We start from the raw sequence: 13,798 nt of genomic DNA, 5'->3' as shown, positions 1-13,798 counted from the left end.
GGTTAAGGCGACGATAACGAGGCGCAGAGCATGCCCCGGCAAGGTCTACGGTTTGCTCATATGGCTGACATCCTGCTCATCGAGGACGACGTGACGATCCGCACGGCGCTGAGCCGAGGGCTGCGGGAGCTGGGCCACGCCGTGTCCTCCTCCCCCACGGCGCTCGACGGGCTGCGGCTGGCCGTACAGGATCGTCCTGATCTGATCGTGCTCGACCTGGGGCTGCCGGACCTCGACGGCGGCGAGCTGCTGCGGATGCTGCGCGCGGTGAGCAAGGTGCCGGTGATCGTGGCGACCGCCCGCGACGGCGACGCCGAGATGGTGCCGGTGCTGGACGCGGGCGCCGACGACTATGTGGTCAAGCCGTACAGCGCCGCCCAGTTGGACGCGCGGATCAGGGCGGTGCTGCGGCGGGCGGGCGAGAGCGCGCCGGAGCCGCTCCAGGTGGGCGCGCTGCGTGTGGACCCGCGCGCGCGACTGGCCGAGCTCGACGGGATGGAGCTGGAGCTGACGCCGCGCGAGTTCGACGTGCTGCACTATCTCGCCGCCCGCTCGGGCGAGGTCATCACCAAGCGCGAGCTGCTGACCGAGGTGTGGCAGCTCCCGTACGGCGGAGCTGACAAGACCGTGGACGTGCACCTGTCGTGGCTGCGCAGGAAGCTGGGCGAGACCGCCTCGGAGCCCCGCTATCTGCACACCGTCAGGGGCGTCGGGGTGAAGCTGGTCGGGCCCTCGTGAGGCGCTGGCTGGCGCTGCTGGTGGCCGCCACCACCTCGCTCGTGCTGATCGCGCTGCTGGTGCCGATGGCGCTGCTGATCCGCGCCGTGGCGGAGAACGGCGCGATGAACCGCGCCACCACCGCCGCCGAGTCGGTCGCGCTGACGGTCGGCACCGCCGATCTGCCGCTCGCCGTGGAGCGGGTGGCGCGTCCCGTGACGGTGTTCCTGCCTGACGGGCGGACGCTGGGCGTCCCGGCCGCGCGCTCCGAGGCGGTACGGCTGGCCGCGACGGGCCGCAGCGTCACCGCCGAGGTGGGCGACGGCAGGGAGGTGCTGGCCGCCGTGCAGTCGCCGCAGGGCACGGTGGTGATCAGGGTGTTCGTCGGCGAGGACGAGCTGCTGCGCGGCGTGCCCGCGGCCTGGGCGGCGCTGCTGGTGCTCGGGCTGGCGCTGGTGGTGCTCGGCATCGTGCTGGCCGACCGGCTGGCGCTGGCGGTCACCAGGCCGGTCGACGGCCTGGCCCGGGTCTCGCACCGGCTGGCGGGCGGCGATCTGGAGGCGCGCGCCGAGCCCGGCGGGCCGCCGGAGGTGCGCTCGGTGGCGCTGGCGCTCAATCATCTGGCCGGGCGGATCGGCGACCTGCTGGCGGCCGAGCGGGAGTCGGTGGCGGACCTGTCGCACCGCCTCCGTACCCCGTTGACGGGTCTGCGGCTGGACGTCGAGTCCCTGCGCGACCCCGAGGAGGCGGCGCGGGTCGGCGCCCGGGTGGACGCGCTGGAGCGGGCGGTCAGCGCCGTCATCACCGACGCCCGGCAGCGCTCGGCCGAGCGCGGCAGCTGCGACGCGACGGCCGTGGTGGGGGAACGGGTGCGCTTCTGGTCGGTGCTCGCCGACGACCAGGGGCGCGCGGTCACGGTCACCCTGCCGGAGGAGGAGCTGAGCGTCGCGGTCGGCGCCGAGGCGCTCAGCGCCTGCGTGGACGCGCTGCTCGGCAACGTCTTCGCGCACACCGCTGAGGGGGTGTCGTTCTCCGTACGGCTCGCGCCGCATCCCTCGGGGGCCGTGCTGGTGGTCAGCGACAAGGGAGACGGCTTCGACCCCGCCCTGCTGGAGCGGGGGAACAGCGCCGGCGGCTCGACCGGGCTCGGCCTGGACATCGCCCGCCGCACCGCCGAGTCCTCCGGAGGCCACCTGACGGTGTCGTCGTCGGGCGGCGCCATCGTGGAAGTGGTGTTAACTCGGCCTTAGCGCGCGGTTACCGCCGATCGCGGTTTCGTAGGGGCATGCACATCACCACGAAAATCATCGTTGCCAGCGCCGGTGTCATGGCCCTCGTGGCCGGCGGATCCGCTGCCCTCGCCGCCGCCGACCAGCCCGCCCCCAAGGTCGCCCTCGAGCAGGCCGTCCAGATCGCCCAGAAGGAGGTGCCCGGCGCGTGGGTGCGCGAGGTCGGCTTCGACAAGCGCGGCACCCGGCCGGACGTGTGGGAGGTCGAGCTGATCAAGGGCGACATCGAGCACGAGCTGGACATCGACGCCGCCACGGGCAAGCTGCTGAAGAAGGAGAGCGAGCGCGTGGACAGCGACGACGACACGGCGGCCGGACAGAACTCCCAGAGCACCCAGAACTCCGACGACTCGGATGACTCGGACGACTCCCGGGACGACGACTGATCAGCAGGAGGACAGGACGCCCGACATGGCCTCCTTCTCCGCTGAGGTGGCCCACAGGTCGTACTTGACCTTCACGTCGATCTGCCGCGCGATGTACTCACACCTGTAGGCCTTGCGCGGTGGGAGCCAGGTGGCGGCGTCGGAGTCGCTCTTCTGGCCGTTGAGCGGTCCGTCGACGGCCATCAGGTTCAGCGGGTCGTTGGCGAACTCCTTGCGCTTGGTCTTCGTCCACTGCTGGGCGCCTTTCTGCCAGGCGTCCGACAGTGGGATCACGTGGTCGATCTGGACCTTGCTGCTGGTGGTCTGCCCACGCTCGAACTTGATCGTCTTGCCGGTGAAGGGATCGGCGAGGACGCCGGTGAGCACGATGCAGTCCTTCGAGCCGGGCTTGAAGGTCTCGTCGGTGAGGTCCCGTTTGAGGATGTCGTTGCGGGTGTCACAGCCGTTGTGATCCACATCCGCCCAAGCGGGACCGAACTCGTCCCGGTCATAGCCGGTCTTCGGCGCCCGGCCCTTCACCGGGAGGTCGCCGAGCTTCTTGCGCGCCTCCTTGACGTCGGCGGAGGCCGCCTTGCCGGACCCCGCGTCCTGGTCGGGAAGCAGGGTCGCTTCCAGGTCACCACAGCCTGTGAGCACCACCGCTGTGACCAAACCGGCTAAAACTGCACGTACGCGCACGTAAGCTCCCAGACTCGTGATTGCAAAGTCTAGGTATATCAATCTCCGTTCTGTTGACCATTTACCGCCCAAGAGCGTCAAGTAGCCATTTGGCTAGGTAACGGGTGTAAGAGGAGCGGACGTAGATCCGGAACGCGTCGCCGTCGCGCTCCAGGATCACCGGCGTCTTCGCCAGGAGCGTCTGGGCATGACCGGTGAACACCGAGGGGTGCAGGTCGAGGGGACACCCGGTGATCAGCACCTCCAGAGCACCCGGCCCCGCCAACTCCAGCACCGTCCGCTGCCCCGACACCTCCACCCACCCCTCCCGGCTTGCGTCGCCGGTCACCAGCCACCAGTCGGGGCCGAGTCGCAGCCCGGCACCGGGGTCGTCGCCTCGGACCTCCCACATGGGCATCGAGGGCAGCTCGCGGAGCCGTACGGCATCGGAACTCGCCGCCGCGAAGCGAGCGGCGACGTGAGCGGCCGGGCTCTCGGCGCGGCAGACCCCTGGAACGACCCCCGGCACGCCGGCGTCGCCGTCCGGGGAGGCGGGGTCGCCGTCGCGGCGGGTGTTCTCCGGGTCGTAGAAGACCGGGTCGACGACTGTCACGGCGGTGGCGGAGGATCCGGACACGGCGGTGAGCCGGTCGCCCGGGGCGACGTCCCGTGCCAGGGCGAGCCCGAACGTACGGCCCAGTGTGGCGCTGGCGTAGCCGCTGGTCACGTGGCCGAGCATGCGCGTAGCGCCTGGGGAGGGGATGAGCTGGGCACCCTCCATGAGGGGGGCCGTGGGGTCGTCGGGGAGGAGGCCGATCAGGGTCTTGCGGCCGGCGCGGGCGGTGTCGGGGCGGGCGTGTGAGCGCTTGCCGACGTAGTCGGGCTTGCGGTTGGCGACGATCCACGACATGCCGAGGTCCTGCGGGGTGACGGTGCCGTCGGTTTCCTGGCCGACGATGGGGAAGCCCTTCTCGGCGCGCAGCACGTGCATGCTCTCCGTCCCGTACGGCACCGCGCCCAGGGCCAGCACGCTCTCCCAGAGGGACCTGCCGCACGGCCAGGGCACGTTCACCTCGTAGGCCAGCTCACCGGAGAAGCTGATCCGGAACACCCGTCCCGGCACGCCGAGCACCTCGGTCTCCGCGCATCTCATGAAGGCGAGCTCCAGTGCCCCCGGCGCGACGGCGGCGAGTACGGCACGGGCTCGGGGGCCGACGATCGCCACCGTGGCCCAGTGGTCGGTGACGGACGTGAAGTGGACGTCGAGCTCCGGCCATTCGGTCTGCCGCCACTCCTCCAGCCAGTCGAGCACCGCCGCCGCGTTGCCGGTGGTGGTGGTCATGAGGTAGTGGTGCTCGCCGAGCCTGGCGGTGGTGCCGTCGTCGAAGACCATCCCGTCGGCGGTGCACATCAGGCCGTAGCGGCAGGCGCCGACGGCGAGCGTGGAGTACATGTTGGTGTAGATCCGGTCGAGAAAAGCGCCCGCGTCACGACCTTGAATGTCGATCTTCCCCAGGGTGGAGGCGTCCATCGCGGCCACCCCGGTGCGGGCCGCGCGGCACTCCCGGGACACGGCCTCGTCCATCGTCTCGCCGTCCAGCGGGAAGTACCACGGCCGCTTCCACTGGCCGACGTCCTCGAACACCGCCCCCCTGTCGACATGCGCGCCGTGCAGCGCCGTCGTCCTGACCGGGTCGGACAGCTCCCCACGGTCACGGCCCGCCAGCGTGCCGAAGGCCACCGGCAGGTACGGCGGGCGAAATGTGGTCGTACCCGTCTGTCCTGGGGCGGTTCCGAGCAGCTGGGACATCACCCCCGCCATCAGCGCACCCGAGGTCTTGCCCTGGTCGGCGCCGGTGCCGGCGGTGGTGAAGCGCTTGACGTGCTCGACCGAGCGCATCCCGGTGCCCACGGCCCTGGCCAGGTCGGCGACCGTGACATCCCGCTGCAGGTCGACGAACGTCGTGGGGTCCGGCGCGAGTTCACCCCAGTGCACGGCGGGCGGACGCAGAGCGGGCTCATCGCTCGACAGCGCTTGAGGAGCCTCATGCCCCGCCTGGCCGGGTCCGCTGCGGGCTGTGGGGGAAGGCGCGTCGTGCGCTTCGTCGCGGGTCGCGTGATGGGCTGCGTCGCGGGTCGCGTGATGGGCTGCGTCGCGGGTCGCGTGATGGGCAGCGTCGCAGCGGGCGGCGGTGGTGCCTGCTTTATGGCCGTCCTCGATGGCCTCGCGGGTGCCGTACAGGCCTCTGCACGCGCCTGCCGAGCGTTCGGCCTGGGCCGACGGGCCGGGGATGAACGCCTGGAGGGTGTCGTCGAAGACGACCCTGCCCTGGGACTGGCTGAAGAGGTGAACGGCGGGGTTCCAGCCGCCGGCCACCGCGAGCAGGTCGGCCGCCACGTGCCGGTCGCCGATCCGGACGCCGGTGAGCAGGCCCTCGGCGTCGGCGGTGGTGCCGGTGACGGTACGGCCGGACAGGGCTCCGGCCAGGCCCTGGGGGCGCGGGTCGACGATGGCGGCGATCTCCACGCCGGCCGCCTCAAGGTCGCGGGCGGCCTCGTACCCGGAGTCGGCGCAGGCGTAGACGACGGCCCGGCTGCCCGGCCGTACCGCGTACCTGTTGACGTAGGCGCGGGCGGCGGAGGCGAGCATGACGCCGGGACGGTCGTTGCCCGGGAAGGGCAGCGACCGCTCGTGGGCGCCGGTGGCGAGCACGACGCGGCGGGCGCGCAGGTGCCACAGGCGCTCACCCGAGGAGCGGCGCTCGACGGCGACCAGGTAGTTGTGGTCGTAGTAGCCGATCGCGGTGGTCCTGACCAGGACGCGGACCTCCGGGAGCGCGGCCAGGCGGCTCTCGGTCGCGGTGACCCAGTCCAGGGCGGGCGCGCCGTCCAGCAGGACGCGGCTGCTCAGCAGGTCGCCGCCGAGTCTCGGCTGGTCGTCCAGCAGGATCACCCGCCCGCCCGTCTCCCCCGCGGCCAGCGCGGCCGCCAGCCCGGCCGGTCCGCCGCCGACCACCAGCACGTCGCAGTGCAGGTAGCCCTTGTCGGCGCGGCGTTCGTCCACGGCGTCCGGGTCCACCCGGCCCTTGCCGCGCAGGCTCCACGCCTGGAGCCCGGCGCGCAGTTCCACGGTGGTGGCGGCGAGCATCGGATCGGCGTCGACGCGGACCAGCGCGTTCGGCTCCTCGGGCCCGGCGGAGAAGATGCCGCGCGGGCGGCCCAGGTCCACGCTGTGCCCCACCACCCGCACGCCGCCGGCCAGCAGGGCCGAGGCGAGCGTGTCACCCGGATGCCCGTGCAGCGGGCGGCCGTCGAAGTGGAACGGGAGCGTGACCGAGCGGTCGATCAGACCGCCCGAAGGCAGACGGGTCATCGCATCTCCTACAGCGGGGCGGCTTGGGGAGGTCAGGGGGATTGCCGGAATTCGTGGGTGACCGTGTGGCGGTCCACGGTGAACCACGTCCGGCAGCCGTGCACGTGGAACCAGCGCTCCCGGAACCAGCCCTTGGGGTTGTCGCGCAGGAACACGTACGCGGCCCACTCGGTGTCCGTCAGCTCCCCCGGCGTGTCGGGGTAGGCGATGCCGGCCTGTCCGCCGTACCGGAACTCGATCTCGTCGCGCGGGCCGCAGTGCGGGCAGTCGATGAGCAGCATCAGTGCGCCACCGCCGCCGCGCCGTGCTCGTCGATGAGCGCCCCCGTGGTGAACCTGTCCAGGGCGAACGGTTCCGCGAGGGGATGCGGCTCGCCGTGCGCGATCGTGTGGGCGTACACCCAGCCCGCGCCCGGCGTGGCCTTGAACCCGCCGGTGCCCCAGCCCGCGTTGACGTACAGGCCGTCCACCGGGGTCGTGCCGATGATCGGCGAGGCGTCGGGGGACACGTCCACGATGCCCGCCCAGGTGCGCAGCACCCGTACCCGGCTGAACAGCGGGAACAGCTCCAGCGCCGCCGCCATCTGCGCCTCGATGACGTGGAAGGCGCCGCGCTGGCCGTAGGAGTTGTAGGAGTCGATGCCCGCGCCCATCACCAGCTCCCCCTTGTGCGCCTGGCTGACGTAGACGTGCACGGCGTTCGACATGACCACGCAGTCGAGCACCGGCTCCAGCAGCTCCGACACCAGCGCCTGCAGCGGGTGTGACTGCAGCGGCAGCCGGATCCCGGCCTGGTCGGCCAGCACGGAGGTGTGCCCGGCGGAGGCGAGCGCGACCTTGCCCGCCGCGATCCTGCCGCGCGAGGTCTCCACGGCCAGCACCCGGCCGCCGCTGATCTCGAAGCCGGTCACCTCGCAACCCTGGATCAGGTCGATGCCGTAGGCGTCGGCCTTGCGGGCCAGCGCCCAGGCCACGTGGTCGTGCTTGGCGATGCCGCCGCGCCGCTGCAGGGTGGCGCCCATGACCGGGTAGCGGGCTCGCTCGGAGACGTTGATGATCGGGCAGAACTTCTTGACCTCGTCGGGGTCGAGCCATTCGGCGTCGACGCCGCTCCGCCGGTTGGCGTTGACCCGTCGCCTGGCCTCGCGCACGTCGGCGAGGCTGTGCGCGAGGTTGAGCACGCCGCGCTGGCTGAACTGCAGGTCGTAGTCGAGCTCCTCGCTGAGCCCCTCCCACAGTTTCAGCGAGTGCTCGTAGATCGCGGCGCTCTCGTCCCACAGGTAGTTGGAGCGGATGACGGTGGTGTTGCGGGCCATGTTCCCGCCGGCCAGCCAGCCTTTCTCCAGGACGGCCACGTTGGTGATGCCGTGGTTGCGCGCCAGGTAGTAGGCGGTGGCCAGGCCGTGCCCGCCGGCGCCGACGATGACCACGTCGTAGGCGGGCTTGGGGTCGGGGTTGCGCCAGAGGAAGTCGGGGTGGGTCACCGGCGGATCTTCTCCATCTGGGGGTCGTACAGCGGCTCGGCGGCGACCTCGGCGGGAACCCGCCGCCCGAAATAGGAAATATCCAGCTGTGTCCCGGGGGTGGCCAGGTCGATCGGCAGCCAGGCGTACGCGATGGGACGCCGGATGGTGTGCCCGTAGGCGGCGCTGGTGACGTAGCCGACGGTGCGGCCCTGGTGCCGTACCGGCTCCTTGCCCATGACCACCTCGGCGCTGAGCAGCGGCGTCAGCTTGCGGGTGACGTCCGCCGACAGGGCGTCGCGGCCGACGAAGTCCTTGTCCTTCCTGACCGCGAAGCCCAGCCCGGCCTCGTACGGGTTGTGCTCGGGCGTCATGTCGACGCCCCAGAGCCGATATCCCTTCTCCACCCGGAGGCTGGTGAACGCGGCCCGGCCGCCCGCGATCGGCAGCCCGGTCCCCCAGAGCGTGTCCCACAGCTTCAGGCCCAGGTCGGCGGTGGTGTAGAGCTCCCAGCCCAGCTCACCGACGTACGAGACACGCATCGCCGTCACCGGCACCTGGCCGATATATCCGCTCTTACAGGTGAAGTAGGGGAAGCCTTCGTGCGACAGGTCCAGGTCGGTCAGCGGCTGGACCAGCTCCCTGGCCCGCGGCCCCCACACGCCCACGCAGCAGGTGCCCGGCGTGATGTCGCGCACGTAGACGCCGCCCGGCGCGTGCCGGGTGATCCAGTCGAGGTCCAGGTTGCCGTTGGCGCCGATCTGGAACCGGTCCTCCGCCAGCCGCGCCACCGTGAGGTCCGACCGGATGCCGCCCTTGGCGTCGAGCAGCAGCGAGTAGGTGACCGAGCCGGGCTTCTTGTCCACGTTGTTGGTGGTCAGCCGCTGCAGGAACGCCGCCGCCCGCGCCCCGCCGACCTCGATCCGCTTGAGCGGGGTCATGTCGTAGAGCGCCACGCTCTCCCGGGTGGCGTACGACTCCGCGGCGGCGATCGGCGACCAGTAGCGGGCGGCCCACTCCTGACGCCGGGCCGTGCCCAGCATCGGCTCGGACTCCTCGCCGTGCTCCCGTACGAGATCCTCCAGCAGCGGCGCGTTCGCCTCGAACCAGTGCGGCCGCTCCCACCCGGAAGCCTCCAGGAAGTGACCGCCCAGCTCCAGCTGGCGCACGTAGAAGGGGCTGGTACGCATCGGCCGCGGCGACTCCATCGGCTGCAGCGGATGGATGACGTCGTAGACCTCGACGAAGTTCTGCTTGCCGCGCTCGGTGACGAAGGCGGGGGCGAGCTGGACCGGCTCGAACCGGTTGAGCTCGCACTCGTGCAGGTCGACGCCGCTGTGCCCGTCGACCAGCAGCTCGGCCACCGCCTTGGCGACGCCGGCCGAGTGGGTGACCCAGACCGCCTCGGCCACCCAGAACCCGTCGAGCTCCGGCGCCTCCCCGATCAGCGGGAACCCGTCGGAGGTGAAGGAGAAGATCCCGTTGATGCCGTCCTCGTACCTGGACGTCCGCAGCGCGGGCAGCAGCTCGCCGGCGTCCCACCAGGCAGGGTCGAAGTCCTCCTCGGTGAACTTCTGCACCGACGGCATCGTGGTGCCCTTGGGGCCGATCTCGTGCTGGGCGACCGGCATCGGCCGGTGCGCGTAGGAGCCCACGCCGACGCGGTCGCCGTGGTGGCGGAAGTAGAGGTCGCGGTCCTGGTGGCGCAGGATGGGGCCACTTCCCGGCCCGGACCGTGTCACGGCCAGCGGCCCTGACTTGGCGTACTGGTGGGCCAGTGGCTGCAGCGGGACGGTCAGCCCCGCCATCGCGCCGATCGCCGGTCCCCAGAATCCGGCGGCGCACACGACCACGTCCGCCTCGATGACGCGGTGGCCGGCGGCGGTCTCCACGGCCACGCCGGTGACCCTGCCGCCCTTGTGCAGGACGTCCACCACCGTGTGCCCGGCCAGGAACCTGGCGCCCCGCTCGCCGGCCCGCCCGGCCTGCTTCTCGCAGCAGCTCACGGCCGCCGCGAGCCCGTCGGTGGGCACGTGGAACCCGCCGAGCACCTGGCTTCGGTCGAGCAGCGGCCACAGCTCGGCGCACCGCGCGGCGTCCACCAGCTCGCCCTCGACGCCCCAGGACTCGGCCCAGCCGTGCTTGCGGTGCAGGTCCTGCCAGCGCTCCTCGGTGGTGGCGACCTCCAGGCCGCCCACCTGCTCGAAGCAGCCGAGCTCGGTGTACTTGCGCGCGGTGTAGGAGGCGAACTCGGTCATGGTCTTCGACGGGTTCGTCTGGAACACCAGGCCGGGGGCGTGCGAGCTAGATCCGCCGGTCGCGAAGAGCGGCCCTCGGTCGACGACGGTGACGTCCGTCCATCCCCGGACGGTGAGCTCGTCCGCCAGGGCACAGCCGACGATGCCGGCTCCGATGATCACTAAACGAGGCCGGCTTGTCATGGGGCCCTCCGGTTGTTCCTTATTACGCAACACGCACCGGACTACGCAACGAACATAAGGCTCCGCGAACCTCCGAACAAGGTCTGTCTTTCACCGGCTCCCGGGAGCCGCGACGGCGTGCTCCAGGCAACCGGATGGACATGCACCGGCGATCAGTTATGTTTCCCGCCCGCCGCACGTGGGGGGCATGAGCGTCAGATGCCGCATGGCGTAGGAGCGCCAGGGACGCCATCGGTCCGGATGGGCCGCCAACCGGTGCACGGCACGGCGCACCGGCAGACCGGGCATGAGGACGTCGGGGTCGCCGAGGACCCTCATCCGAATGCAGGAGATCGCCCACCGGCTCATCCCCGGGATGGCGAGCAGCTGTTCGCGCACGCGGTAAGGATCGCATCCGGCGTCCAGCCTGAGCGTCTCCCCGGCCAGCGCGCGGGCCAGCTCCCGCTGGACACGGCCGGCGGACGCGACCTCCGCCAGGACCGACATGTCAGGAAACAGGTGCGTGATCTCGCCGAACGGGGTGGCGAGCGGCCTGCCATACGTTCTGACCAGGTCGGCGAGGCGACCGCGCGCCGTCGCGGCTCGCGTCCGGCGGCTGAGCACGGCCCGGATCGCCAGCTCGCCGGGGTCGGCGCAGCCCGGCAGCCGCAGCCCGGGGCGGGCCGCGACCACCGGCCCCAGCCCCGGATCCGCGCCGAGGAAGGCGTCGATGGCTTGCTGATCCGCGTCCAGGTCGAGCAGCCGCCTGCAGCGCTGCACCGCGGCGGCGAGGTCCCTGAGATCCTCCAGCCGCATCTCGCAGACCAGGTGACCGGCCCCGGGCCGCAACGTGACCACCCCCGCACCGTGCGGCAGCGACAACGACCTGCTGTAGACGCCATCGTCATGGTGCTCGATGCCCGGGACGGCCCGCGCGCCCAGGTAGGCCAGCATCGCGGGAACGTCCATGGGCGGCCGGTAGGCGAGCCGCACCGTGGTGACCCCCGGCAGGTGGGTGCCCTTGCCGGCGCCGCGCAACCCGCTCGGCGTCGTCGCGTACACCTGCCTGATGGTGTCGTTGAACTGCCTGATGCTGGCGAACCCGGCGGCGAAGGCCACCTCGCTGACCGGCAGCGGGCCGGCCTCCAGCAGCATCCGGGCGGTCTGCGCCCGCTGCGTCCTGGCCAGGGCCTGCGGTCCGGCGCCGACCTCGGCGACGAGCCGGCGATGCACCTGGCGCTGGCTGTAGCCGAGCCGGGCGGCCAGTCCGGCCACTCCTTCACGGTCGACGACTCCGTCGGCGATCAGCCGCATGGCCCGGCCGATCAGATCCGTGCGCGTGTTCCACTCCGGCGACCCGGGAGCCGCGTCGGGACGGCACCTCCTGCACGCCCGGAAGCCGTTGACCTGCGCCGCCGCCGCCGTCGGGAACAACCGGACGTTCTGCGGCTTCGGCATGACGGCCGGGCAGCTGGGGCGGCAGTAGATGCCGGTCGTGGTGACGGCGACGTAGAACCACCCGTCGAAACGCGGGTCCCGGCTCTCCATGGCCGCGAACGCGACCTCGTCCTCGATCACCCCATAGAGCGTGCCATGGAGCCACGAACAGGACCGGCGGGGATCGGACGCCGACGGTCGACGGCCGATGCCCGCCAGCGCCGGGCCCCGGGTCGCCACCAGGCTGTCCCGCATGATGGTGAACGATGTCGCCGGTGGCCGCCTGGCCATCTACCGGCGGGCGCTGTCGCGGCGTGACTTCCGCGTACTCTGGCTGGGCTCGTCTCTCTCGCTCGTCGGCGACGGGATGACGTTCGTCGCCCTGACGTGGCTGGTGTTGTCCCAGCCGGGCGGTGTCCGGCAACTCGGGCTGCTGACCGTCTGCTACACCCTGCCCGTGTTCGTGGGAGGACTGCTGACCGGTCCCGTCCTGGACCGGTTCGACAAGCGGCATGTGCTGGCCGTCGACAGCGTGGTCCGGGGCGCCGCGATGGCGTCTATCCCGATCGTGTCGCTGCTGGGCGAAGTGCCGACGGCGTTGCCGTTCATCGTCGCCGCGGTGTACGGGTTGTTCAAGATGGTGCCGCTGGCCGGGTTTCCCGCGGCGATTCCCGATCTCGTCCCCGAGGAGGACCGGGACGCCGCGAACGCGCTGGAAAGCCTGAGCTTCAGCCTCTCCGGAATGATCGGTCCCGCGCTCGGCGGGCTGCTGATCGCAGGCTTCGGCAGCGAGGCCGTGCTGGCCTTCGACGCGGTCTCCTATGCGTTGTTCGCCGTCGCCGCCCTCGCCATCCGCCGCCCCCTCACGCCGCAAGCACCTCGGACACCTCAGGCGCCGCAGGCACCTCAGACGCAGACACCTCAGACACCTCAGGGGCCTCAAGCGCCTCAGAAGCCGGGATCGCCGCCGGACGTCGCAGGACCGCGCGGCACCGTCCTGGGGTTGCTGCGCGACCGGGTCCTGGTCGCGACCACGCTCGCGTTCATGGCTTTCAACATCGCCATGGGCATGCTGCTCGTCACCGCGCCCTGGCTGGCCAAGACCCAGCTCCAGGGCGGCCCGCAGGCCCTGGGCCTCCTGCTCGCCGCCCTGTCGGCGGGCGAACTCGCCGGCGCGGCGGTCGCCGGCACCCGGGCTCCCCGGGCCCGCCCGATCAGGGCCATCGCCCTGGTCCAGCTCATCGCCGCGGCCGGCTTCCTGGCGCTGCTGACCGCCCCGCTCACGATCACCGTCACCGCGGGCTTCCTCGTCATCGGGATGTTCAGCGCGCCCATGACCATCTGGGCGCAATCGCTGCGGATGGCACGCATCCCGGCGCCGCTGCGCGGCAGGGGCTTCGCCATCCTCAGGACGCTCATGCAGGCGACGCCCCCGATCGGCGCCGCCCTCGTCACACCACTCCTGGCCGGCGGCCTGCTCGCCCCAGCCGCCCTGCTCATGACCATCGTCGCGGCCGTACCCGCCGCAGCCCTACTGACCACGACAAACCAAGGGTCTGTACGCAGGCGCGCCACACAGACGCTCACCCATGACGAACCGACGGCTTGTACGCGGGCACGCGTCACACGGACGCGTTCGCCCGGCACCGATCGGCGGCGGCTCGGTCAGGAACGCCCGTAGGAGTCTTCGAGGCGCTCGATGTCATCCTCGTCGAAGTGGCCGAAGGCGACCTCGAGGATGCGGGTGGCGGGGCCGGAGGAGCTGAGGCGGTGGGTCTGGCCGGCGCGGATCAGCACCCGGTCACCCACGGCCGGCTCCAGGCGCTCACCGTTGACCTCGAAGACGCAACCGGGGTCGAGGGCCACCCAGAGCTCGTCACGGTGCTCGTGACGCTGCAGGCTGAGCGTCTGCCCTGCCGCCACGCTGATGATCTTGACCGTGGACACCTCGTTGAGGGTGTAGCGCTCGAAGGCGCCCCACGGGCGCTCGTCACGGATCACGGCGGCCAACTTGTCGATGTCCTGCACTCTGCCTCCAAGTCCCGAAATATCGCGCC

Annotated in this window: 11 protein-coding genes; 4 read left to right on the top strand and 7 right to left on the bottom strand. The window is 71.6% G+C overall.

The window, feature by feature from the left end:
• The first annotated feature begins 60 nt into the window (after positions 1-60).
• Genes IEY87_RS27610 through IEY87_RS27600 form a run of 3 tightly spaced genes read left to right on the top strand, consistent with a single transcriptional unit; the run spans position 61 to position 2,392 of the window.
• Positions 61-738 (top strand): response regulator transcription factor, encoded by a 678-nt coding sequence (locus IEY87_RS27610; protein ID WP_189141690.1) that lies wholly within the window; start codon positions 61-63, stop codon positions 736-738.
• The gene (locus IEY87_RS27605; RefSeq protein WP_189141689.1) at positions 735-1,967 is read left to right on the top strand and encodes a sensor histidine kinase; all 1,233 of its coding nucleotides are present in this window, start codon (positions 735-737) and stop codon (positions 1,965-1,967) included. The genes IEY87_RS27610 and IEY87_RS27605 overlap by 4 nt, the downstream gene beginning before the upstream one ends.
• A gap of 35 nt (positions 1,968-2,002) precedes the next feature.
• Positions 2,003-2,392, top strand: coding sequence for a PepSY domain-containing protein (locus IEY87_RS27600; protein WP_189141688.1), 390 nt, complete (start codon positions 2,003-2,005; stop codon positions 2,390-2,392).
• On the opposite strand, the gene IEY87_RS27595 is transcribed toward IEY87_RS27600, so the two are convergent.
• From IEY87_RS27595 to IEY87_RS27570, 6 genes are all read right to left on the bottom strand, one after another.
• Positions 2,393-3,031: an HNH endonuclease family protein gene (locus IEY87_RS27595; RefSeq protein ID WP_225278202.1), complete on the bottom strand. Its 639-nt coding sequence runs from the start codon at positions 3,029-3,031 to the stop codon at positions 2,393-2,395.
• A gap of 100 nt (positions 3,032-3,131) precedes the next feature.
• Complete coding sequence (locus IEY87_RS27590) at positions 3,132-6,422, bottom strand: 2Fe-2S iron-sulfur cluster-binding protein (RefSeq protein WP_189141686.1); 3,291 nt, start codon at positions 6,420-6,422, stop codon at positions 3,132-3,134.
• Positions 6,423-6,454: 32 nt separating this feature from the next.
• Complete coding sequence (locus IEY87_RS27585; protein WP_189141685.1) at positions 6,455-6,703, bottom strand: sarcosine oxidase subunit delta; 249 nt, start codon at positions 6,701-6,703, stop codon at positions 6,455-6,457.
• Positions 6,703-7,905, bottom strand: coding sequence for a sarcosine oxidase subunit beta family protein (locus tag IEY87_RS27580; RefSeq protein ID WP_189141684.1), 1,203 nt, complete (start codon positions 7,903-7,905; stop codon positions 6,703-6,705). Before IEY87_RS27580 ends, IEY87_RS27585 begins: the two co-directional genes overlap by 1 nt.
• Positions 7,902-10,325 (bottom strand): GcvT family protein, encoded by a 2,424-nt coding sequence (locus tag IEY87_RS27575; RefSeq protein ID WP_189141683.1) that lies wholly within the window; start codon positions 10,323-10,325, stop codon positions 7,902-7,904. The genes IEY87_RS27580 and IEY87_RS27575 overlap by 4 nt, the downstream gene beginning before the upstream one ends.
• A gap of 156 nt (positions 10,326-10,481) precedes the next feature.
• Positions 10,482-11,996, bottom strand: a complete 1,515-nt coding sequence (locus IEY87_RS27570; protein WP_225278203.1) for an AlkA N-terminal domain-containing protein — start codon at positions 11,994-11,996, stop codon at positions 10,482-10,484.
• Here IEY87_RS27570 and IEY87_RS27565 point away from each other — a divergent pair.
• Entirely contained in the window at positions 11,995-13,422 is a 1,428-nt protein-coding gene (locus tag IEY87_RS27565) for an MFS transporter (protein WP_189141682.1), read from the top strand. The two genes, IEY87_RS27570 and IEY87_RS27565, sit on opposite strands and share 2 nt — an antisense overlap.
• On the opposite strand, the gene IEY87_RS27560 is transcribed toward IEY87_RS27565, so the two are convergent.
• On the bottom strand, positions 13,407-13,769 hold the full coding sequence (locus IEY87_RS27560; RefSeq protein ID WP_225278204.1) for a phosphomannose isomerase type II C-terminal cupin domain: 363 nt from the start codon (positions 13,767-13,769) through the stop codon (positions 13,407-13,409). The genes IEY87_RS27565 and IEY87_RS27560 overlap by 16 nt on opposite strands.
• Positions 13,770-13,798 lie beyond the last annotated feature (29 nt).

The sequence above is a fragment of the Nonomuraea glycinis genome, from assembly GCF_014646515.1.
GTDB classification, from domain to species: domain Bacteria; phylum Actinomycetota; class Actinomycetes; order Streptosporangiales; family Streptosporangiaceae; genus Nonomuraea; species Nonomuraea glycinis.
This window is presented reverse-complemented; position numbering and strand designations above follow the sequence as displayed.

Coding starts and splice junctions, on each gene's coding strand:
- IEY87_RS27585 (WP_189141685.1), bottom strand. CDS start 6,703: ATGCTGCTCATCGACTGCCCGCACTGCGGCCCGCGCGACGAGATCGAG.
- IEY87_RS27575 (WP_189141683.1), bottom strand. CDS start 10,325: ATGACAAGCCGGCCTCGTTTAGTGATCATCGGAGCCGGCATCGTCGGC.
- IEY87_RS27570 (WP_225278203.1), bottom strand. CDS start 11,996: ATGCGGGACAGCCTGGTGGCGACCCGGGGCCCGGCGCTGGCGGGCATC.
- IEY87_RS27565 (WP_189141682.1), top strand. CDS start 11,995: ATGATGGTGAACGATGTCGCCGGTGGCCGCCTGGCCATCTACCGGCGG.
- IEY87_RS27600 (WP_189141688.1), top strand. CDS start 2,003: ATGCACATCACCACGAAAATCATCGTTGCCAGCGCCGGTGTCATGGCC.
- IEY87_RS27610 (WP_189141690.1), top strand. CDS start 61: ATGGCTGACATCCTGCTCATCGAGGACGACGTGACGATCCGCACGGCG.
- IEY87_RS27590 (WP_189141686.1), bottom strand. CDS start 6,422: ATGACCCGTCTGCCTTCGGGCGGTCTGATCGACCGCTCGGTCACGCTC.